The sequence below is a fragment of the Pseudomonas yamanorum genome, from assembly GCF_013386765.1.
Lineage (GTDB): Bacteria > Pseudomonadota > Gammaproteobacteria > Pseudomonadales > Pseudomonadaceae > Aquipseudomonas > Aquipseudomonas yamanorum_A.
This window is the reverse complement of sequence record NZ_JACARE010000006.1, coordinates 149,798-169,823: the sequence shown is the minus strand read 5'-3', so window position 1 is coordinate 169,823 and position 20,026 is coordinate 149,798. Positions and strand designations below refer to the sequence as shown.

The following is a 20,026-nucleotide window of genomic DNA, read 5'->3' as shown; positions in this document are numbered from 1 at the left end:
TCCCCCTGGTCAAAGATGCGCGTCGTCGTAGAGCTTGCGGCTCTCCAGTTGCTGGGTGATTTCCCGCTGTTGCTGCTCGATGTACGGTCGAAGCTCGCGGGCCAGTTGCGCCGGATCCTTCACATCCCCTTGCACCGTCACCTGAATAGGCGCGCTGATATCGACCTTCTGCTCAATCTTCGGCGCCGGCGGCTTGACCGGTACCGCCATGAGCGAAACCGCAGCGGGCGCGCTCGATGCCGGCGGCGAAGCCAGCGAACGCACCACATCACCACCAACCGGCCCCGGCGCCTTGACGGCCGCGGGCATCAACAACGGCCCCGAGGGTGCCGCGCCGGCGCCGCTGCTATCAGCCGCCATCTTGAGCGGCCCAAGCCCCTTGTCCTTCGGCGCAAACGATGCCGCGATATCGCCCAGCACCGGCGGGATATCCTGCCCAGCATTGGCCATCATCAGCGGACCCGCGTCGGGCATTTTCTTCAGCCCGTCGTCACCACCAAATGCCGCTTTCCCCAGGTACCCGCCGAGCGCATCACCGCCCATTCCGCCCAGGTAAGCGCCCAGCAACCCGCCGACCACAGTACCGATCACCGGTATCACCGAGCCAATGGCCGCACCTGCCGCAGCACCCGCGAGCGTGCCCGCCAAGCCCCCGGCGGCTTCGCCGTAGCCTTCTGCCTTTTCATCCCGGGTCGTGGCGTTGTCGTAGGTGTCTTTGACCTTGAAACCTGCCTCAACGACCGCCAAGGCGCCGATGCCCTTCAGCATCGTCCCGCCTTTGCCATCCGACTTGCCGCCCTTCCGTCCCTTTCCGCCGTCTGCACCACCGCCATCGATGCCGCCCAGGCCGCCGGCAGGCAGGTTGGTCACGATCACCTTTTGAGGGATGTTCGGATTGCCCATCAGCGAACCACGGCCAACGTTCAGCAGGCCTTTGCCGATCTTCAGCGCACTCAGCGCGGCACCCAATGTGACAGCGCCGGCCGCTACGCCGGCAATCACCGCCGTCACCGGCTGGTACTTGTTGGCCAACTCAGCCAGCGCATAGCCAACCTTGCCCAAGCCATCCGCGACCTTATCGGTCAACGGCCGCAGTCCATCCCCGAGGCTGATCATGGATGCCTCCATGCCCGCCGTTGCCGCCGACCATTTGCGGTTGGACGTTTCGCGAGCCTTGGCGGCGTCCGCCTCGATCTTGGTCTTACCGTCCGTTTCCTTGATCGCGACCATGTCGGCCTTGATCTTGTCGCCGTATTTGATTTGCGCGAGCAAGCCCGCACTGGCGCTCTGATCGCTGACGATGTTGGCCAGGCCCGCCGCTTCAGTCAGGGCCACCATGGCCTGCTGTTCCTCGGCGCTGCCGTCGGCTGCTGCCTTGATCTTGGCCTTGAGGGCTTCGATCTTTTTGGCCTTCGCTGGATCCTGACGCTTAATCATTTCCTGGCTGAGCATGATGAATGCGTCGACCGGGTTGGCCGCCTTACCGCTTTTGGTCGCGGCGATGATCGAGCCGGCCAGGTCGTACCCTTCCTTGGCAAAACGTTCCTGGCTGGTGCTGCTGATCACCGCACTCAGCAGGTTGTTCATGTTGGTCGCAGCGGCCGCCGAATCCTGCGTTTGCGAGTACTGCGACTGCAAGCTGGCACCGAGGAACCGCACCGCCTCCGGGCCTTCCATGCCCAGGCGCTTGATGTTGCCGAGCATGGCGGGCAGGTACCGTGCCATGTCCTTCGGACCGAAGGCCCCGATATCCCCCGCTGCCGCCACCTGGCCCAGCATGCCGGCCATGTCCTCTTTCTTAACCCCGGCCTCCTTGAACGAGTTAATCAAAGTCGCGATGGTCTCGGCTTCCATACCCTGGCCGTCGATCAGGTCGGCAATTTGCCCGGCGTATTCGCTGGCCTCCTGCCACTCAACGCCCTTTTCGATCAGCCCACCGACCGCCTGGGCCAGCAGTTGCCGACTCATACCCTTGTCGTCCGCGATGGTCGAAACCATCTCGGCCATCTTGCCTTCGTCTTCGGTGCCGGCCGTATGCGCCCACAGCGACATCTGGCGCATTTGCGCCTGATAGTCACCGGATATCTTGGTGGGAATGGCAATCGCCGCTGACAGCGCCGTAGCCTGGCCAAGCGAGCCCTTTAGTCCATCCTTGCCTTGCTTGATTTGCGTATGACCCAGGGCCTTCAGCTCAGCACCACGGGCCACCTGGCCAAGTTTCTGGTACTCGTTGCGCAGCTTGCTGACCTCAACGCCCTGATCCTTCAAGGTTCTGAGGTTGGATTCCAGTTTCTTGAGCAGACCGTCTGCCGAGGCAGATCCGGTGTCATGGGCTTTTTTCCACTCATCCCGCAAGCGGATGGTGTCGCCAATGGTGTTTTGCAGTACCCGGGCTTTCGTGCCCTGATCACTGAGTTTCTTGATGCGCCCTTCAACGTCCTTGAAGGCCGCGCCAACGGTTGAACTGATAGCGCCGCCGATGACTACGCCAAGCGCCAGGTTGTTCGCCATGGGGGGTCACTCCGAAAAGGTCCAGGCGGCTCACTCCTTGAGCCACCAGATCATCGTTGAGAAAGACATGGCCTCAATCTCGCTGGCCGAGAAAGACATTTCCCGGGCCAGCCGCTGAGCCAGCTTTCTCTGTATTTCTTCGTTAAACCCGGTCCTCGCGCACCAGGCGAAAATAGGCAGCCTGAAGGCGTTTGTAGTCACGCACGCTCAGTTCCCCCAGATCGTTGGTGCCCGCATCCGTGAGGCTGGCGAACAGGATCATTTCGCTTTGTTCTTCATCATCCGGGGCCGCTTTGGTTGCATGGCGAACCTCACGGACCGTTGGGGAGCGCATGGTCAACTGATCAGTTTCGACCTGATTGACCTTGACGATCTTGGACAGCTTGATGGTTGCCGAGTCAGCGCTGACGGTCAGCCATTCAGGGATTTTGTTTACGTCTTGAGCCATGGGTAATTTCCTTAAAGGCCGAGGTCGCGGCGAACACCAGCGAGTTGGTCAACGCCGTTGATGACGCGTACTGCGTTGACCGGATCGATTTCGAACATCAGCACACCGCCGACTTCCAGCTTGTAGTAGCTGACGCTGACGGCATACTTGAACTCAGCATCGCCGCCCGGCTTCCATTCCCCCGGATCCAGCTCGGAGAGCATGCCGCGAAGGGTGGCGACCACCGCAGTGGTGGCCCCTTTCTGGCCTTTGAACGAGCCACGGAACACCGAGTTGAACGCGGTCTGATCAGCCAGGCCAAAGAACTTCATCGCGTCGCGGCGCACGCCCTTGGTGCTGAAGGACGCCTCCAGTTTTTCCATGCCCTGGTCCATATCAATCGGGGCATCCATGCCGCCGGCCTGGTACTCGGCGGTTTTGATTTTCAGCTTGGGCAAGCTCAAGGTAGGCACGTCACCGGCGAAGTTCATGCCGTCAATAAACATGTTCATCATGAACAGCGTTTGGGGAATCATGGACATTGCGAAGCCTCCTTAGGCTTTGTTTTCCAGGACTTCGGTGAGCCACTGGTTAGTGACTTCAACGAGGAATGTCGGGTTTTCTGCCGGCGGCACATCGGTGAAACGGATGCGCCAATAGACCTTGCCCTGTTCCAACTGGCTGGCCGTGTTCAACTCGTCGTCCGGGAACACTTCGAAGTTGATCACCGCGCCCTGCTTTTTCAGGTCGCGCATAAAGTTTTCCAAGCCATTCGTCACGTCAGCGACGTAGGTCTTGGTGATTGCGCGGTCAACGGCCCACTTGTGCCCGTAGAGGATCGCGTCCATGACGATGTCTTGAGTGCGTACACGCGTGACAAAAGTCCACTTCGGATCACTGGAACAGGTGCGGTTGCCCCACAGGCGATAGCCGTCATCACGGATGATCGTGGTGATATTGGCGTTGTTCAGCAGGTTGGCCCGGCATGTCGCGTCACCGTCCAAAAACTCAATCGGCCGCGCGGTACCCGTGATGCCGACAAACTCCTTGTTCGACGGCGAGGCCCAGAAGCCGTACTCGTTGTCAGTCCAGGCGAACAGCCCGGCCACCCAGGCCGACGCCGGCGCATCAACGGTCTCGCTGAGGACGGTGTCCCAGCTCTGTACACCCGGGTCGACCAGAAACACACGCTTGCTGCCGAAGTTCTCGGCGTAGGCAATGGCCGCCTCATCGGTGGTGTTCGGGCCGTCAACGATGGCGATGCCTCGCAGCTTTCCGGCGAGTGCATCCATCGAGGTGGCCACGGCCTGGGTCGCGCTATGGCCTGGGGCAATCAGCAAACGGGGCTGAGCATTGAAGCGGCTCTTGCCGTCCAACAGGGCCTGCATGCCGGTCCGCTGACCGTCAGCCAGGACGCCGCCGATGATGGCCGAGGTCTGCAAGGCCGGGGTGGTCAGCTTCTCAACGCCGCACGCCACGATCACCGCCTTGGCGCGCATGTAGATCGCCTTGATGGACTTGGTGATAGCCGCGTCTTCGCCCCAGGCCGCCACCGCTTCGCTTTCGCGAGTGATCAGCAGCACCTGGTTAGGTTTGGCCGTCACCTTCGGCCCTGGGGTGAAGGTATCGCACAGACCGATAATCGAAGACGAGGGCAGCGAGATAGTGCGTGCGCCGGTGTCCACGTTGGTGACGGTCACACCGTGAAAGAAACTCATAGGGCAATCTCCAGAAACGAAAAAGCCCCGCATAAGCGAGGCCGTGGGGGATGTTCGTTGTTACGCGTAATGGGAAAGAAAACGCCCCGTCAGTGCGGGGCGCTATTCAGTTTGCTCAATGATCCAACTTGGGGCGACTGGTCGACGGTTACTGTCAGGAAAATCTGGCGATTGCGGCCAATTGCGCAGGGCCTGCATGAACACCAACAGCCCTTCGAACTGCTCGGCGGTGAGCGTTGTCGGCGCGCCAATTTCAAGCTGGTCGCGGTGCCGATCACGCAGCCAAGCTGCTGACGTCAGTACTCCATCACGCCAAGCGCGTTCAGCCAGGGCCACGGCATCGGGATCAACCGGCGGTTCGACCAGCTGAAGCGAACCACTCTCGGATACTTGCGCGAGCAGACCGCGCGCGATCCCTGCCAGCAGCTCCTTTCGCTGCGGCTCGGTGAGCGCAATCGCATCGGTCGGAATCTGCTTTTTACTATTGAGCGCAGTGTCGAAAAAACCGCGCTCTGAAGGGCTGTAAAACGCTGCCATAGGTGTACCTCTTTATCGGCCAAGCGCCAGCCAAGCGATGTCGCCTGCTGACTGGGTGTAGTTGTTCTGAACGCGGATCACAGACCTGGACACATAGCCTGCTCCAGGCGCAAATGCTGCCCCGGTGATCATCGTCGTAAAGGCCATGCAGGCTCCGACCCACATGATTTCGTTCGGGAACGTCACGGAAAGAGACACGTCACGGCCTGGACCTTGGGAGGTACCGCTGTTGGTCGCCTGCCCAACCCCGACCGCTAGCCCCCATTGCAGAATCCAGCCACCCAGCCAGGTTGGCATTGCGATGTGACCATTCGCGCCAAGTACCCATGAAACACCAGCGCGCAGCTTTTTGGGCGTCACGGCTTTTGTGTCGTCAGCTCCTGCATTTACTTCGGGTTGAGTGGCAAGTTGTACAACGCCCAGCACGCCTTCTTGAGCGGCCTGCCACAACGCAGCCAGGCGTGTGGCAAGTGTCAAAGGGCTGACCATCGTCGATGGTTCAGTACCGCTGTTGACTGCCGTCTGCGAAGCGAAACGTGCGATACCTGCAATGCTTGTTGTCGCCTGCACAACTTTTGCCGCGATTGCCTGCCAGACCCGTAGCGCCGTCATCGGCTTGGTCGTGTCAGAGCCTTGCTCAGCCTCCGTTTGGCTCGCAGCGATGATGCCGTAGCCAGACAAGGTGTTCGGCAGGCCTGTCAGCGCAGCAAAGGGCACAGAGTACAAACCAGCTCCGCTTCCAGTGATCGTGCCGCTGATCTCAACAATCCCCTCCGACTTGATCCGGATGCCGGGGCCGCTGGACCAAGGATCAGTTCCCAGCCCCAGGAATGCGGTCTTGAATGCACCGTCAGAGCCACCGTAGAAGCCAACGCCCCCCTTAATTGACCCGGGCACCCCGGCAAACACTCCCAATCCCCATGAGGGCGTATTTCCCGGCCCGATATAGAGTCTGCTGTTCTCCGTCAGTTGGACATTCCCTTGCAGGGTGCCGCCATTAATCGATAGTGCATCGGTGATCCCGGCCGCAGCGAGCGTAGTCGGGTTCGTGCCGGCAATGACCCGCCCGTACTTGTCGACAGTAACCTTGCCATATGAACCCGCATTGACCCCCGTGCGCCCCGCCACCATCTCAAAGGTCAGCGCAGTAGTGCCCAGGACAATTGGCGCATCGGTTACCAACTGCCAAACGCTGTCGCTGTTGAGCGTGCCCGTCTCGACGCTCACAAATAGACCTGGCGTCACCTCGATGCTGGTGTCTGCATCCTCGGCGCGTTTCCATGGCCCAGTTGAGGAAACTACCCACAGACCGTTGTCCTTGGCCGTCACTTGATTCTTCACCAGAACGCGGGCCCCGGCTTGCAACGCTACGCCGTCAACGGTCTGAAGACCGCTCAGCGTGGTGTTCGCTGTCGTGGCTACCAGTACGGAGTGCTTGAAATCTTGCTTGTTCAAAGCCTCGGTGATTGCCAACTCAACATAGTCGCGGGTAGCCAGTACCACCGACGGATCAATCTTCAATTCGATGTTGGCCACACTGGAGACGATCAGGTTCATCCGTATGATTTGCGTCCGGCCGGATCCCTGCGCAAGCAAAGGCTTGAAGGTCGGGGCAGTGTTGGCAACCGCCACCAAATCGCCGTCCTCATCATACAAACCGATTTCCCGGATCCAGAAGCCGCCCACGTTCTCGGGAATGACCTGCTCAGCCACAAAGACAGCAGCGTTTTTCGGGTCAGGAACAAGCTGGTTAAGCGGTGCACGCCGTAGCTCATTGACCAGCTTTGTTTGCGTGGCACTAGGGACCGGATCGGTACCGTTGGCATCGCCAACCGCCAGAGCGGTGATCTTCCAGGGAAGTCCCAAGGCGTTAGCGTTAGCCAGTTTGGCGGCCCCCACATTGGTGAGGATCGCCATAAATTGCGAGTTCTTATCAATCATGGGTACACGTCCAGGGTGTCAATGCTGTGTTCGCGCCCAGCCACACCGATGTAGCCGCTGACTTCAATGTCACGCGCTGCGGGTGGGTAGACGTCGAGTACGTCGCCGTCATAAACGGCAACACCGATATTGATGGTGCCTTGCGCTTCCAGGCTGATGGCCAATCCCGTCATATGCCGCGAGACGGGCTTGGCGTCATCAATGAGCCGGGTTAGCTCTTGATACATTTCCTCGGTAATGCCGCTTTCCAGCACACCGACCTTCAGTGCGAAGGTGGCCGGCGCCCCCTCGGGCACCGTCTGCCACCACTCAGTCACCTCCAGCAGGTAGCCAAGCGGCTCCACCACACGGCGCAACGCGCCAATGGTTCCTTTGCGGGAGTGGATGTAGAACGACGACCTTATGGCGTTGCGCTTGGCCGCCTCCGTCCAGCGGTCATCCCAGCGGTCGACAGACCAGGCCCACGCCAGGTGCGGCAGCAAATGAACGGGGCACGTCGCGGGGTTGTAGAGCGAACGCAGCGGGATCACGGTCTTATCCGCGCTCGCCGCCTCAATCGCACGCTCAAGCTGGGTGCTGTTGATCGGCAGTAGGCTTTTCATGTCACTCCCCCAGCTTGACGCTATAGCCGGTGCAGAACGCCGCCTGAGCCGTTGTAGGGGCCAGATCCTTCCACCTGGCCAGCTCAACGCGCGAAACGCCTGGGACGTGCAGCTGCGCGTCCACAGCGGAGCGCGCCACCTCAACCCCCAGGCGTTTGCGCGGGTTGATCCAGGCAGCGAGTCGTCTTTCCGCCTCATCCCGCGCGACGGCGCTTTCAGGGCCGGGGCCTTTCATGTGCAGCACCGCGTCAACGCGATACGGCAGGACCTGGGCGCTTTGCACCGTCACCCGGTCGCCCAATGGCCGAACGTTTTCGTCATTGAGCGCACTGGCTACCACGGCCAACAACTCAGGGCCCACCGCCCCATCCCCCGACAGGCCCAGCACCGTTACCGTAACGCACGCCGGCGAGGGGCTTTCCGCCGATGCATCCGCCACTAGGGCAGACGCATTGCGGGCATGCAGCTTGTAGCTGTTGCGCGGCCCCGCCGTGGTCAGGCCCTCATAGGCCAACTGGATCCGCTCGCGGTAAGCGTCGTCGCCCTCCCTGACCTCCTCAACCGGCGGTATAGCGCTAAGGTTCGCCGCCTGGATCACCAGGCGCTTGGTGTTCACGTTCGCCCCGAGCTGATCAAGGTCGCCACGGATGGCATGGGCCAACAGCAACGCCTTGGCGGCATCGTTTACCCGGGCGCGATCACCGATGCCCACATAGGCACCGACCTCCAGCAGCTTGACCACTGGATCACTTTCAAGCGGTGCGCTCCAGTTGTCGCCCATGAACTCGCGGAAGACACCCAGTCTTTCCGCATAGACCTCTTCAAAGTCCAGGGGCTCAAGCACGTCAGGCGCCGGCAACTCCGACAGGTCAACGATACTCATACACTTACCTCTAGCAGTACGCTTTCGCCCCGGTAGCTACCGGTGACCTGAATATTGATCAGACCGCCCAGGACAGAGACGGCTTGCACGCGCTCCAGCTTCAGGCGGGGCTCCCAGCGGCCTAGCGCCCTGCTCGCCTCGGCCTGAACCGCTCCCTTCCAGCCCTCGTTAACCGGCATATCCACGTAACGACGCAGCTTGCTGCCGTACTCCGGCCGCTCCCGACGACTTCCCAACGGGGTGCTTAGAATGTCCTCGATGCACTGGCGCAAATGCGCAAGGCCCGAAATCGGCTGGCCGGTGTGGCGGTCCATTCCGATCATCTAAATCACTCCTGCAGTAGTTCGAATTCCTCGTTGGTTTCGAGGTAAGCCCGCGCCTCGGTATCCGCTGCCGGGACCGACACCTGCGCCTTGATGACCGCCAAAGCGCGGCCACTATCGGGCAGAATCAGGGTGCGCGAGGTGTAGAGCTTGTCGCGGAACGTTGAACCAGGCGCGATGCCTGCGACGTGGTTATCAGAAGTCTTGGCCATGGTTTCCCCCGGGCACAAAAAGGCCCGCACGCGGCGGGCCAGTGAAATTGAACAGCTAGTGTTTGTGGTTCGCGCTGTTGCCGCCGGCGTCGATGATCTTGCCGTCACTGGTGATGTCTTTCACGGCATGCAAAGCGCCCTGGACAGAAACGTCTTTCGTTACGGATAGCGAACCTTCAATTGCAACGTCTGCAATCAACTTGACGTTGGTCGTTGTGACCGTCACCGCGTTATCGGTAACGACCGCCTCGGTCGCCCCTACCTTGATGCTCACGGTGCCCGTGGGCAGCGTGATCGTGTAGCTGTTGGCCTCCCAGTCATAGACCAGAGAGCCACCATCATCAAAGCGCCACACCTCGACATGATCCCGGTTATCCGGCGCGGCACCGGCGCCGCCGTACAGCCCCGGAACAAACGTGCCCATACCGGCCTGGCCGCTGGGATTAAACAAAATTCCCTGCTCGCCCAAGGTCGGCGCCCGCCAGTGGCGTGCCTTGCCGGCAGCCTGGCTATGCCAGCGCACCCAGGCGCTAACCCAGTCGCCCGATTTGACCCGCACGGCCGGGGCCGCCAGATCCACCCCGACCACCACACACGGCATCAACATCGCCGCGATCATCCGGTCATGCTCGCCCGTCTGATAACTCATGGCGCGCCCCCTGAGCTATCGGCATCCGGGAAGGCCGACAGATTGAGTTTGAGCATGCTCGGCTTCTCTTCAGGGAAAGGCCAAACCTCAAGGCCCAAATAGACCTGGTGAGTCCACTCAACCACCCACACGACATAGCCGTCCAGCTCGGGCTTGGTCCAGTCCTGAGTAGCACGCACAAATTCCGCGACGTTGACTTCAAGGCCCCAGCTTTGCTGTCGGAGCAGCACCGCCAGCTGCGACACGAGGTGCACAGCCTGCTCGTGATGATTGGCTTGAATCGGGTCAACGATGATTCGCGCCTCGAACTTACAGACCACGCTGGTTTCGCCGGTGCCGATATCGGTACCGGGCTCAAGCTCGGCCATTTCGAGAAACACTGAAGGCAGTGGGATGCCCTGGTTTTCCTGAATGTCCGGCCAAAACACTACCGCCTGAATACCCGACAGATGCTCGGTCAGGTGTTGCTCAATGGCCAGGTACAGCTGGGTCAGACTGAACGGCTCATCTGACATTGGCGCTCCCCTTCAGATACTTCTGCAGTTCGTAATTGAGCTCCTGCTGAAGCACAACAATCAGCTGTTCATCGGCGCGTTTAATCCAGGCCTCAAAGTGCGGCCGGGCCTGCTCCAGCGACACCTTGGCTTTCGCCAGAGGAAAGCGGTTGTCGTTTTCCTGAACGAAACCACTGCGCCGCCGCCCTTGAGTCGCCTCCGGGTAGTCATCGCTGTTGAAGTGCTTGCTGGCAGTACGGATCCAAATATCGGCGCTGTTGCCGTACACCTGTTTGTAAAATGCGCCCTGATAGCGACGCCCTGCCACCGAAACGCCCCTGCCGGTCTGACGCGCCCGACCGATGCGGCTGGCCTCAATCGCGTTGAGGCCAAACCACAACTTGCCGCGCATCGCACCGCCACTGGTGGGGTACGCCCTCAACCTTTGCCGGACGGCCCCAATGGCGACGCGCTCTTGCTTGCCCACCGCTCTGGCAATATGGGTACGCAACCACCCCAAGGTTTTGTTGATCGCTCGCCGTTGCGCTGCAGCCGCAGCTTTCGGTACAAGCCGAGCGAAGTCCTGAAAGATCTTCAGATCCGCCAGTGACGGTTGGATGTTGATCAAACCACCGTCGCGTTTCTGCTGTGCGTAGCTACCGACACTCATGGACGCTTCCTCAAGATCAGAGCCACCAGGCCATCGCCGCCGGGCTCCAGCTGCAGCAGGTCATACGCTCCGCCGCCGTCCAACGTCGGCAAATCGACGGTGACCAGCAGGCCCTTGGTAAGGCCATCCGAATCACGCACGCGAATCTCAAAACGAGGTTCGCGTATGGCGGTTTGAGTTTTGCCAAACTGCGGCGCCTTCCATGGCGCCATGAACATGCCCAGCACCGGCTCGGCGCGACCTTCGATCTGGGCGGAATCGCCCAGGGTTTCGAATACCACGTCGTCGATGTCGTCAATCAGATCGCGGAACGCCACGATCACATTTCCAGGAGGATCTGCGCCAGAGGCCGCGTGCACATATGCAACGGGTTGGACTGGGCTTCCCCGGCCATGCCTTTGTTGAAAGGCAACGGTTCGATCTTGCTGTAGTAAGGAACACCTTCGGTGTTGACCGTTTCCATATAGTCGGCCGGTGCAAATACCGAGATGTACAAGTCCGGTACGCCTTCAGGAATCAGCAACGCCTTGTCATCGTGTACAAACGTCATGCCGGCGATTTTTCCGCGATAACGCTCCCAGCTGATGCCGCCGTAGTCGAAACTTTCCCGCGCATCACCACGCAGAGCAGCTGCTTGCTGGGTATTGAGGTAAGTTCTGTTCACCTCATCAATTTCCAAAAGTGCATTCCAAAAATTCTTACCGCAGAAAGCACGCGAACCACTGCGGGTCACGCTGCCCAATGCGTCTTCCTGCAGATCCAATGCCTCACCACACTGCACGCGAAACGACTTTTTCTCGCCGATTAAGCCCATCGGCAACGACTTTCGCTTTACACCAAAACGGTCATACAAATCGAGCAGCACCGTCTTGCCATCGGAGTCGTAGATCTTGCCGTTGAGCGCGCCGAGGCGCTGGAATTCGTGAGTAACGTCCAACTGCCGACGCGCCTTGGCCAGTCGTTTGTTGACCACGTCCTGCACCGACTGGAGTTCGGAGCGTGTACCGAAGGCACGAATGCCTTGGATCTCGTCGGCCTTGATGGTGAAGCGTTGTGGCAGATGCACGGTGTTAAACGGGATCAGGTTGCGCTTGCTGCCCGAAACAACTAGGCCGGATGTGCCACGCTCACCGGCCGGCACCAAGGCCAGAGTGTCGCCGTCCTTCTCGATCTGCACGGTCAGGGTAGTAATGCCCTCTTCCTGGAACAAACCCAGGCTGCCAATGCGCCCGGGCACGTATTCTTGTTCGTTGATTGCGGCAGTCAACGAGGACACCGAAAAAGCATCGTCGTTGAAGATTTGAATGTCAGCCATGAACCGGTCTCCAGAAAACAAAAAACCCGCACAGTGCGGGCTGAAAGATTTAGGCAAATCGCCTTAGCGGACGATCACGTCTTTTGCGTCGAGCGCTTTTTCAGCAGCAGGATCCAGACCGGTCAAGTGTGCTTCACTGACCTCGGCCAACCGCACCACCGCACGTCCACGGCGTACCACATCCGACATGCTCAATGGTCCAAAGAGGATCGCGCGGGCGTTCTCGCTACCGTCTTCAGCAGTTGGGTCGTATGGCGCAAACTCACCCGTAGCGGTGACCAACCCGAGGATCTGGCCGGCTTCCAACGCAGGGCCGGCGGCGACGTTGATCGCCTCGCGGGAAATGGTGCCGGGTCCTTCGGACAGCAGGAACTCTCCCGCGTGAATCGATTCAATTTTCATACTTTTGCTCCTTTCGAGGTTCCGTTCTGAGCCGCCTGACGGGAGGCCCAGATCGAGTGAGGGTCAGCCTGCTTGGCCTGGACCTTAGGTACCGGGTCGGTATCCAGCGGCAGGCTGTTGTTGATTTCAAAGCCGCCGCCACTGCCTACCAACTTGTCGAACAGCCTCGCGCGAACTGCGGCTTCGTCCAGGCCAGCGGTGATGAATTCGCCCGCCAGCTCGGGCAGTCGTGCGGCAACGCACAAACCGTGCAGGGCTTTGGCTTTGGTCAGCGCCGCCTGGATCACGGCTTCACTTTCCAGCTTCGTGGAGGCGAGAATCGGATCCACCAAGTTGCTGATGCCCGCTGCTGCGCAACCTTGTGTGACCATCAGCGCCATTTTGGCCGCGTCCAGCACGGGAGCCGGCTCCGGTGGGTCGTTCAGCTCTGGCAGCTCCACCTCTGGCCCTTCATCAAGCTGGGCGAGCAGTTCCGGCGGGGCATGCTGGAACCGCGCTATCACGCTGCCCTGGCCGAGACAGGCACTGACCTTGAGGCCGTCGCCCACTTCATCGGCCAGGCCCAGTGCCACCGCTTCGTTGGCCGTGAGCCAGGTTTCAGCGTTGACCATGCGCCGCAGCTCAGCTTCGTCGATATCCGGCGCCTTAGCCTTGTAGGCCGCGATAATCGCTTCCAAGGTCTGATCCAGGACATCGGCGACACGGCGGAAGTCTTCGGCATCGCCACCGGTGAAGGTGTACGGGTTGTGAATCATCAGCATGGCATTGGCGGCAATCACCACCCGATGCGCGCCGCACACCGCAACACTGGCCGCGCTGGCCGCCAGGGCATCAATGCGGCCAGTACAGCGCTCACCCAGGCGCGAGAGCGCGTTGTGAATCGCCAGACCATCGAACAGATCACCGCCGATGCTGTTGAACGCAACGATCACCGGCGACACGCCGTCATCCATGGCGCGCAGATCCTGCACGAACTGATTGGCGGTAACGCCCCAGGCGCCGATCTCGCCGTACACGAATATCTCGATGTTGCGCTGCTCGGCTTCGCCGCTGGCCTGGAGGGTGTACCAGCTTTTATCCGCGACCTTCACCTGCTTGCCCGCCTTGTCATAAACACGCGGTTTCGTTTTTTTGCTCATGGTTGTTCCTTGTCATCGATCGTCTCGATGGCTTCAAGAGTCGTGTAGTTGAGGCCGAGATCCGCGGCCCTGGCGAGATCAGCAGCGTTTTCCGTGTCGACCGTTTCCGCGTCGTACCCGGTGCGTAGCACCATCTCGCTGCGAGAGGCAAAGCCAGCTCGAACCTCCATCTGGCGGGCCTGAACGTCCTGCACCGGCTGGATGTAGGCCCAGCCCTGCGGCACCCAGCGCGTGCGTAGGTATTCGCGCCGACGTTGCGCGTAGTCCTCCAACACCAGGGCACCGGACAACAACGCCATGTCCATCCAGGCAGCCCGCACCGGGCGACACAGCTGATGCACGTACACGCCGAACTGCAGTTGCTCCAATCGGCGCCGGAACTCGTTGAGCACCACCCGCAGCGCCCGGTCGTTGACCTCGCGCATGTCGCCAGTGAGGATCTCGTAAGGGGTGCCAGAACCCGCCGCCGCCGCCATCAGCTGCTGCCGCATGAAGTCCGGGTAGTTGTTGCCAGCGTCGGGTGGTTTGGAAAACTCCACCTCTTCACCTGGTGCAAGCTCCTGCATGGTGCCGGGCTCCAGGGCGACCATTGGCGTGAAGCCGTCGCGGTCGGTGGTCAGCAACTGCCCCGTAACTGGATCCCGGGGTTGCGGCACAGCTTCCGGTGGTGGCCGCTTGATGAAGCCGGCAAACAGGTTCGCCACTTCCTGGCGGAACAGCACCGCGTCGTCGTAATTGTCCAAGCTGCGCAAGCGCTTCAGTACCGGTGCCAAGCGCGGCACGCCTCGCAGTTGCCCAGGCTCCATTGGTTCGAAAATGTGCAGCACCTGCGCCGCCGGTACACGCACCAACTGGTTGTAGCCTGCATTCAACGACGACGAATCGCGCGGGTGCGACAGGTGCATCCAGTACGCCACACGTTTGCCGGCCGGGTTGAACTCGATCCCCGCGCGGATAACGTTGCCGTTTTTGGCCATCTCAAACTTGTCGTGAGGAACGAACTCAGGGGCTAGCGCCTGCAACTGCAGCGGCACCGCCAAGCCTTCGCTGGGGCTGCGTGGCCGGAGCCGCACAAAGCACTCGCCGGCCGTTTCAACGGTGCGTGCTACCAGGGCCTGCATACCGTAGAAGTCGGTCAGCTCATCGGCGTCTGCTTCATCCACCCAGTCGTCCCACAGCTGCTGCTGGAGTTTGCGCAGTTCGGCATCGTCGGTGGTCGGCCTGGGCGTGATCCCCGTGCCGATCAGGTTGCTTACGCGTTTGTCTATGACGTTGAAGGCGTACGGGTCATTGCGCACCGCGGCCCGCGAACGTGCCCGCAGGTTGCGCAGGGCCGGGGTGTTGATGCTGTTGATGCCGTTATCAGTGGCTTCCCAACTGGCCGAACGCCGGCCCTCCCCGGCGCCTTCGTAACTGGCCTTGATGTTTGACGGCAGCAAGAATCCATTACGGGTTAGCGTCGGATAGTGTCGAGCCATTAGAGTCCCTTGCCTCCATGGGTGAGCCGCACCACGCGAGAGCGTGGCCCGGCGGCGTTGGTCAGCGACGTGCGGATCTCGTCGCGGGCCTTGAGCAGTTCGTCGATGGAGCGGTACTCCACAGTGCGGTCGCTGTAGCGCACGGTCTTCTCACCGCGCGCAATGGCGCGCTCGATGGCATCGAGGTGCTTCGGGGTAAACGACATATCAGCGTCTCTTCAGGTAACCGCTTGTTGAACTGCGGCGTTGTGGGGGTGAAGCGGGTCGCGGTTGGGCGACCGGGGTATCGGGTTGCGGCGTTGGCTGTGGTGTAACGGGAGCCTGCTCGGAGACCGTGACACGCTCAGCGGTGACCACCTTTTCATCAAACAAACCGGCCTGGGCCAGAGAGTTTCGAACCCGATCCCAGTCGTGTTCCTGATACCGGTTGATGCCGAGGTAGTGCGCCATTGCCAGGCAATACACCATCAGGTCGAGCGCTTCGTTGCGCTCGGCCTTGCCCTTAATCCACTCGATACGCTTGTGACCACGCACGTACTTGGCGACCTTTCGCTCGGCCACGCACTGGGCGAAGAACTCATCCGGCAGGTCGTTGGCAAAGTGCACCGCACCTGGGCCAGACTCAAACGGGTAGCGGTTGTAGATCCAGTCCTTTGCAGTGTCTGTACCGACAAACCAAAGCTCGGCACCGCCGCGCTCAGTCTGCCCCTTCCAGGTCACATCAACCATCGAAGGCCGCTGAGCGATCACCGGTTTGCCGGGCTTGCTCGCGCCCTTAATGGCGAAGATGTTGCGCCAGCGACGCACTCGGCAGAACTGATACACCTCATCCGTGTGGTGGCCACCGGAGTCGACACCAACCGCAAGAATGCCCAGGCCAACACCGCAAGGGTGTCGGTAGCGCTCCTTGAGCAACTCGTCGAGGACAGCCCAGGTACGCTCATCTGATGGGTCACCGGCGATTACTCGGTGATCGATGACCCAGCGCTCCATGCCTACACCCCAGCCCATAGCCATGAACTCCAGGCGATCGGCCTGCACGTCGACAGCGCCAGTAATCATCATCACGGCAGCAGGCATCGCACCGAGGGAGAAGCCCTCCTTACGAGCCCGCTCGATCAGGACAGATGCCTTGGTCTGCTCTTGTGCACTGTCCCAGACCTTTGCCAGACGAGTGTTGTAGAACACCTGCATGGGTTCAAGGTCACCCTTGGCCTGGGCCTTTTTGGCCTTTTCGAACTGCTTAGCCAGCGACCTCCAATCCATCCACCCCGGCGGCGAATAGAGTGCGTTGAGGTGGAAGCCCACGGTCTCCCCATCGCCCGGACTGTGGGAGCGCCATTCACCCTTGGCTAACATCTGCCCCTTGAAGTGTTCTTCGATCAACACATCGCAGTCCAAACCGGACGCAGCGCATTTGTAATGCACCACGCTAAAGTCGGCTGAGTAGAGAAGGTTCTCCCATTCAAGCACCTGCATATGACCACAGTGGGGGCATGGCACGTAGAAATAACGCTGGTCACTGGATTCAAACAGATCAGCAATGCGTGACGCGCCCTTGATCGTCGGCGAGCTCGAAAAATAGAACTTTGCGTTGCGGCCAAAGGTACTACCCCGCGTTTCCGCTAGTTCGATAGGGTCCCCCTCGTCGCCCACGTCGACCTCCCAGCGATCAACTTCATCGCCGTAGATGTAGCGCGCCGACAACTCGGCCAAGTTGGCCGCAGAGCCCGCAGTGGTGACATAGAGCGAGCCACCCTCGAACTCCTTGGTGTCCATGGTATTGCGCGAGTCCCGCGAGCGACTTGCTGCCACACGCTCGCGCAACACCGGAGTGGCCTTGATGGTCTTGCCGATACGAGATGACACCCGCTTAGCAAGCCCCAAGCTGGGCAGCAGTGTGAGGATGTTGGACGGCGCCATATGGATCAACCCACCGATCCAGTTCAGCGCAATCTGCGTTTTCATCAACTGCGAGGCAACCATGGTGACGACTCGTTTACACGGATGTGCCGGTGATAGGCATCGCATCGGCTCACGGGCGTAAGGCGTCCGAGATGTGCGGTACTGACCCGGTTCTGCGGCACCAGTGTCGCGTGGTATGCGCATGTACTCATCTGCCCACTCATCAATCCACACATCTGGATCAGGCTGCAGACCTCGAAAGTAAGCCTCGCGGTAGACCTGCGCGCCATTAGATCTGGCCTGGGTCATCAACCACCTCCCAGTTGGTTTCGAGTGTGTGCCCGTAGTCCTCTGCGGACATGCGACTGGCCTCTTCGAGTCTTACCCGTAACGCTGCCGTCAGGCGTCGTTCGATTTCCCAAGGATCGGTCATAGCAGCCAACTCCGGCGCCAGTTGCGGCGGCATGCCCAAGAGGGTGTCACGCAGCATGCGCCCAGCGTTGTAGGCCCCCGACTGAACCGCGACGATCTCGACCATCGAGCCTTGAGCCTTGTGAAATTCCATCTCGGCCAGCTGCGCCAGGTAGTACTCGCGGTGCGCGCGAGCCTTTTGAAAATCGGCCGGTTTACCGGCGGTAGCCATTGGCTGCGGCGCAGCCGTGGAAGTCGGCTCGGCAAGGGGGCTGAGTTGGCTGTGAACATCACGCTCGACCCGGGCCTGTTGATGGCGAGCCGAGACGGCGGCCTTGCTTGGATCGGCGGTTTCAACAATGAGGGCTTCGGTGGCCAGGACGTCGACCTTTTTGCCATCGGCTGATAACACCAGACGGTTGTTATCTTTCAACCAGGTGATGTAACTGGGCGACCTGCCGATGCGAGCCGCGAAAGCGCTCTTTGACAGGTAGGTTGGTTCTGTCATGAGCCCTCCTTTTTCAACGGCTTTTCAATGGAGCCTTTCAATTTCAATGGATTGAATTTCAGTAAGCTGGCAGCCCTGCCGCTAACGCTTTCCCGCGGGTTTCATGCCCCGTGTCCCTCGAATGCCGCCAGGGTCCCCGGCGACCGCGACGCGCACCAAAATAGTTCCCCGTTGCAAAGCCAGTAATTCATGGCCCATATCACTTCATCCTCGTCAATGCGACCAACGCCCAATGAATTACTGCAATCACAGTAATAAAGCCGCGCAATCAAAGTGATATTGTTTCAAAGCCCTTGATTACGCAGGGCTATCGTGAACAAAGGCGATATCGCCAAGGAGAAAGACGTGACAACTTACAAAATTGCGCATCTTCACGAGCAAGGGCAAGACATGATCATCGTGCCTTTGGACGGCTCATTTGGAAGCAAATCGTCGAGTGACCAGCAAGAGTTTCTTACCGCATTTGAGTATGCAGCACATCAAGCCGGGCTTGCAGGAACAGCTGTTACCATCTGGCAAAGTGGCCGGACCGTAAGGTTTATTGCACCATCCGCTTGGCATCCATTCTTTCGATCTCCAAACATCTGGCGATTAGTAACAGGCAACCTAAACAAGACCCTCACGTTCTGAGAAGTACGATTCCATCGCCTCACTGTTACTGACAGCCGGATCAGCAAAACTGACCGGCTGTTGAAGCTCTATGTATGCGCCATTCAGAGCACGCTGAAGCGTATCGATGATTTTCTCTAAAGTTCCGTCCCTGCGGTGGAAATCACTGGTGACTCCACCAGCGTCCGTCTTCACCCAAATAACCTCTAACTCATCACTCAACACTCGAATCTGCATAACTGTTTCCCAATCAGTTGTGTTACTGGCCGGATCCTCTACTGGGCGGCACATTACATATACCCAGCCGCTTTGCAGCCCAACGTTCGTACAAGCCAATCGCGACATCCGCTCCAGCCATCGCGGTGAGGCAACCAATGCTTCCCGCCGCCAGTACCGACATGCCCGATGCATGCAGCAACATCATGGTGGAGAGTCCGCAGACCACGCATGCACCAGACCGAAGGAGCAACCGGCGAATCAAGGACCAGCCGCTTACCCCTGCTTTGTCTGCACGCCATGCCTCGCCCGATATCCCGCCGACCAGGGACAGCACGATCACCATCCAGATGGGCATATCAATAAGCGCTTGCTGCTCGTTCGTCATCGCTATCTCCAATGCAAAAACCCGGCTCTATGGCCGGGTTTTCTTGATATCGTCGTAAATACAACTTCAGTTTTAACAGGGTGTTACATGGATACGTCAGGGATCTTTATAAATTTGCTAACAACAATCATTGGAGGCGCATTTGTCGCTTGGCTATTCGCTCCTACTGATGTCACTGAGCGAGCACTGCGCCGGCTGAAAATCATGGGAAGCATTTTGTATCGCACCCTGGGCTTGCTAGGAGCGTGCGTCATGCTTTTCAACTCGGCGTACGAGTTTTACAAATTCGCCTACTCTGATGCGCCAATCGAAAGGATCGAGGTGATAGGTCTGTTTTTCTACGCACTTAACTTCTTCGTATACCTGATTGTCACCATGGCTTTACTCCTGATCTGGATCAAGGGGGACAAAAAACCTGTGGTAAAAAACCCTTAACTCTGCGGTCGCACCTATCGAAGATGGGTACTTTTTACAGGCGGATTCCGGTGGCAGCAAGGGAGTTTTAATGCCACCGCGCAATACGGGTACAACGTGGGTATGACGCAGGTACAACGGAGGGACAACGCATTCAATCGGCTATCGCTTCTGGTGCCCTGTCCTGCCTGTCCCACTATTCAGAATCGAAGTAGGACAGCTACAGGCGCCTAAATTCGGGGCCCTGCCCTACTGTCCTACCTTATTTAACTTT

The 20,026-nt window shown here is 59.6% G+C and carries 25 protein-coding genes; 2 read left to right on the top strand and 23 right to left on the bottom strand.

From position 1 onward, the window contains the following. Positions 1-9: 9 nt before the first annotated feature. The 21 genes from HX875_RS04065 to HX875_RS03965 form a co-directional block, all read right to left on the bottom strand. Positions 10-2,511, bottom strand: coding sequence for a phage tail tape measure protein (locus HX875_RS04065; RefSeq protein ID WP_177041852.1), 2,502 nt, complete (start codon positions 2,509-2,511; stop codon positions 10-12). Between the two features lie 142 nt (positions 2,512-2,653). Then, entirely contained in the window at positions 2,654-2,959 is a 306-nt protein-coding gene (locus HX875_RS04060; protein WP_177041850.1) for a phage tail assembly protein, read from the bottom strand. 11 nt (positions 2,960-2,970) lie between these two features. Beyond that, the gene (locus HX875_RS04055) at positions 2,971-3,474 is read right to left on the bottom strand and encodes a phage major tail tube protein (protein ID WP_177041966.1); all 504 of its coding nucleotides are present in this window, start codon (positions 3,472-3,474) and stop codon (positions 2,971-2,973) included. 18 nt (positions 3,475-3,492) lie between these two features. Beyond that, positions 3,493-4,656, bottom strand: a complete 1,164-nt coding sequence (locus tag HX875_RS04050) for a phage tail sheath subtilisin-like domain-containing protein (protein ID WP_177041849.1) — start codon at positions 4,654-4,656, stop codon at positions 3,493-3,495. A gap of 102 nt (positions 4,657-4,758) precedes the next feature. Continuing rightward, positions 4,759-5,193, bottom strand: a complete 435-nt coding sequence (locus HX875_RS32705) for a phage tail assembly chaperone (RefSeq protein ID WP_256348030.1) — start codon at positions 5,191-5,193, stop codon at positions 4,759-4,761. Between the two features lie 12 nt (positions 5,194-5,205). Further along, complete coding sequence (locus HX875_RS04040) at positions 5,206-7,134, bottom strand: phage tail protein (RefSeq protein WP_177041847.1); 1,929 nt, start codon at positions 7,132-7,134, stop codon at positions 5,206-5,208. Next, complete coding sequence (locus HX875_RS04035; protein ID WP_177041845.1) at positions 7,131-7,736, bottom strand: phage tail protein I; 606 nt, start codon at positions 7,734-7,736, stop codon at positions 7,131-7,133. The genes HX875_RS04040 and HX875_RS04035 overlap by 4 nt, the downstream gene beginning before the upstream one ends. Before the next feature lies 1 nt (position 7,737). Continuing rightward, entirely contained in the window at positions 7,738-8,619 is an 882-nt protein-coding gene (locus tag HX875_RS04030; protein ID WP_177041842.1) for a baseplate assembly protein, read from the bottom strand. Then, positions 8,616-8,942: a GPW/gp25 family protein gene (locus HX875_RS04025; RefSeq protein ID WP_177041840.1), complete on the bottom strand. Its 327-nt coding sequence runs from the start codon at positions 8,940-8,942 to the stop codon at positions 8,616-8,618. The genes HX875_RS04030 and HX875_RS04025 overlap by 4 nt, the downstream gene beginning before the upstream one ends. 5 nt (positions 8,943-8,947) lie before the next feature. Next, complete coding sequence (locus HX875_RS04020; protein ID WP_177041839.1) at positions 8,948-9,154, bottom strand: hypothetical protein; 207 nt, start codon at positions 9,152-9,154, stop codon at positions 8,948-8,950. A 55-nt stretch (positions 9,155-9,209) separates the two neighbouring features. Beyond that, positions 9,210-9,803, bottom strand: a complete 594-nt coding sequence (locus tag HX875_RS04015; protein WP_177041836.1) for a phage baseplate assembly protein V — start codon at positions 9,801-9,803, stop codon at positions 9,210-9,212. Next, a complete protein-coding gene (locus HX875_RS04010) occupies positions 9,800-10,318 on the bottom strand; it encodes a hypothetical protein (protein ID WP_177041834.1) in 519 nt (172 codons plus the stop codon). Before HX875_RS04010 ends, HX875_RS04015 begins: the two co-directional genes overlap by 4 nt. After that, positions 10,308-10,967 carry a hypothetical protein gene (locus HX875_RS04005; RefSeq protein ID WP_177041832.1) on the bottom strand — a complete coding sequence of 220 codons (660 nt, stop codon included), beginning with the start codon at positions 10,965-10,967 and terminating at the stop codon, positions 10,308-10,310. The genes HX875_RS04010 and HX875_RS04005 overlap by 11 nt, the downstream gene beginning before the upstream one ends. Then, the gene (locus HX875_RS04000) at positions 10,964-11,284 is read right to left on the bottom strand and encodes a head-tail joining protein (RefSeq protein WP_177041830.1); all 321 of its coding nucleotides are present in this window, start codon (positions 11,282-11,284) and stop codon (positions 10,964-10,966) included. The genes HX875_RS04005 and HX875_RS04000 overlap by 4 nt, the downstream gene beginning before the upstream one ends. 2 nt (positions 11,285-11,286) lie before the next feature. Beyond that, positions 11,287-12,282, bottom strand: a complete 996-nt coding sequence (locus tag HX875_RS03995; protein ID WP_177041828.1) for a major capsid protein — start codon at positions 12,280-12,282, stop codon at positions 11,287-11,289. Positions 12,283-12,345: 63 nt separating this feature from the next. Continuing rightward, positions 12,346-12,684, bottom strand: a complete 339-nt coding sequence (locus HX875_RS03990) for a head decoration protein (RefSeq protein WP_177041826.1) — start codon at positions 12,682-12,684, stop codon at positions 12,346-12,348. Next, positions 12,681-13,823, bottom strand: a complete 1,143-nt coding sequence (locus HX875_RS03985; protein WP_177041824.1) for a head maturation protease, ClpP-related — start codon at positions 13,821-13,823, stop codon at positions 12,681-12,683. Before HX875_RS03985 ends, HX875_RS03990 begins: the two co-directional genes overlap by 4 nt. Further along, positions 13,820-15,301, bottom strand: coding sequence for a phage portal protein (locus tag HX875_RS03980; RefSeq protein WP_177041822.1), 1,482 nt, complete (start codon positions 15,299-15,301; stop codon positions 13,820-13,822). Before HX875_RS03980 ends, HX875_RS03985 begins: the two co-directional genes overlap by 4 nt. Beyond that, on the bottom strand, positions 15,301-15,507 hold the full coding sequence (locus HX875_RS03975) for a phage head-tail joining protein (RefSeq protein WP_177041821.1): 207 nt from the start codon (positions 15,505-15,507) through the stop codon (positions 15,301-15,303). Before HX875_RS03975 ends, HX875_RS03980 begins: the two co-directional genes overlap by 1 nt. Position 15,508: 1 nt before the next feature. Then, positions 15,509-17,515 (bottom strand): phage terminase large subunit family protein, encoded by a 2,007-nt coding sequence (locus HX875_RS03970; RefSeq protein WP_177041819.1) that lies wholly within the window; start codon positions 17,513-17,515, stop codon positions 15,509-15,511. Further along, positions 17,496-18,125 (bottom strand): terminase small subunit, encoded by a 630-nt coding sequence (locus HX875_RS03965; protein WP_177041817.1) that lies wholly within the window; start codon positions 18,123-18,125, stop codon positions 17,496-17,498. The genes HX875_RS03970 and HX875_RS03965 overlap by 20 nt, the downstream gene beginning before the upstream one ends. Before the next feature lie 312 nt (positions 18,126-18,437). Here HX875_RS03965 and HX875_RS03960 point away from each other — a divergent pair, with 312 nt between their 5' ends. After that, positions 18,438-18,755: a hypothetical protein gene (locus HX875_RS03960; protein ID WP_371321469.1), complete on the top strand. Its 318-nt coding sequence runs from the start codon at positions 18,438-18,440 to the stop codon at positions 18,753-18,755. Here HX875_RS03960 and HX875_RS03955 read toward each other — a convergent pair. Together HX875_RS03955 and HX875_RS03950 are read right to left on the bottom strand one after the other, a co-directional pair. Further along, positions 18,732-18,971, bottom strand: coding sequence for a hypothetical protein (locus tag HX875_RS03955; protein ID WP_177041815.1), 240 nt, complete (start codon positions 18,969-18,971; stop codon positions 18,732-18,734). The two genes, HX875_RS03960 and HX875_RS03955, sit on opposite strands and share 24 nt — an antisense overlap. Before the next feature lie 22 nt (positions 18,972-18,993). Beyond that, complete coding sequence (locus HX875_RS03950) at positions 18,994-19,338, bottom strand: phage holin family protein (RefSeq protein WP_177041813.1); 345 nt, start codon at positions 19,336-19,338, stop codon at positions 18,994-18,996. Positions 19,339-19,425: 87 nt separating this feature from the next. Between HX875_RS03950 and HX875_RS03945 the strand changes: the two genes are divergently transcribed. After that, positions 19,426-19,773: a hypothetical protein gene (locus HX875_RS03945; protein WP_177041811.1), complete on the top strand. Its 348-nt coding sequence runs from the start codon at positions 19,426-19,428 to the stop codon at positions 19,771-19,773. Positions 19,774-20,026 lie beyond the last annotated feature (253 nt).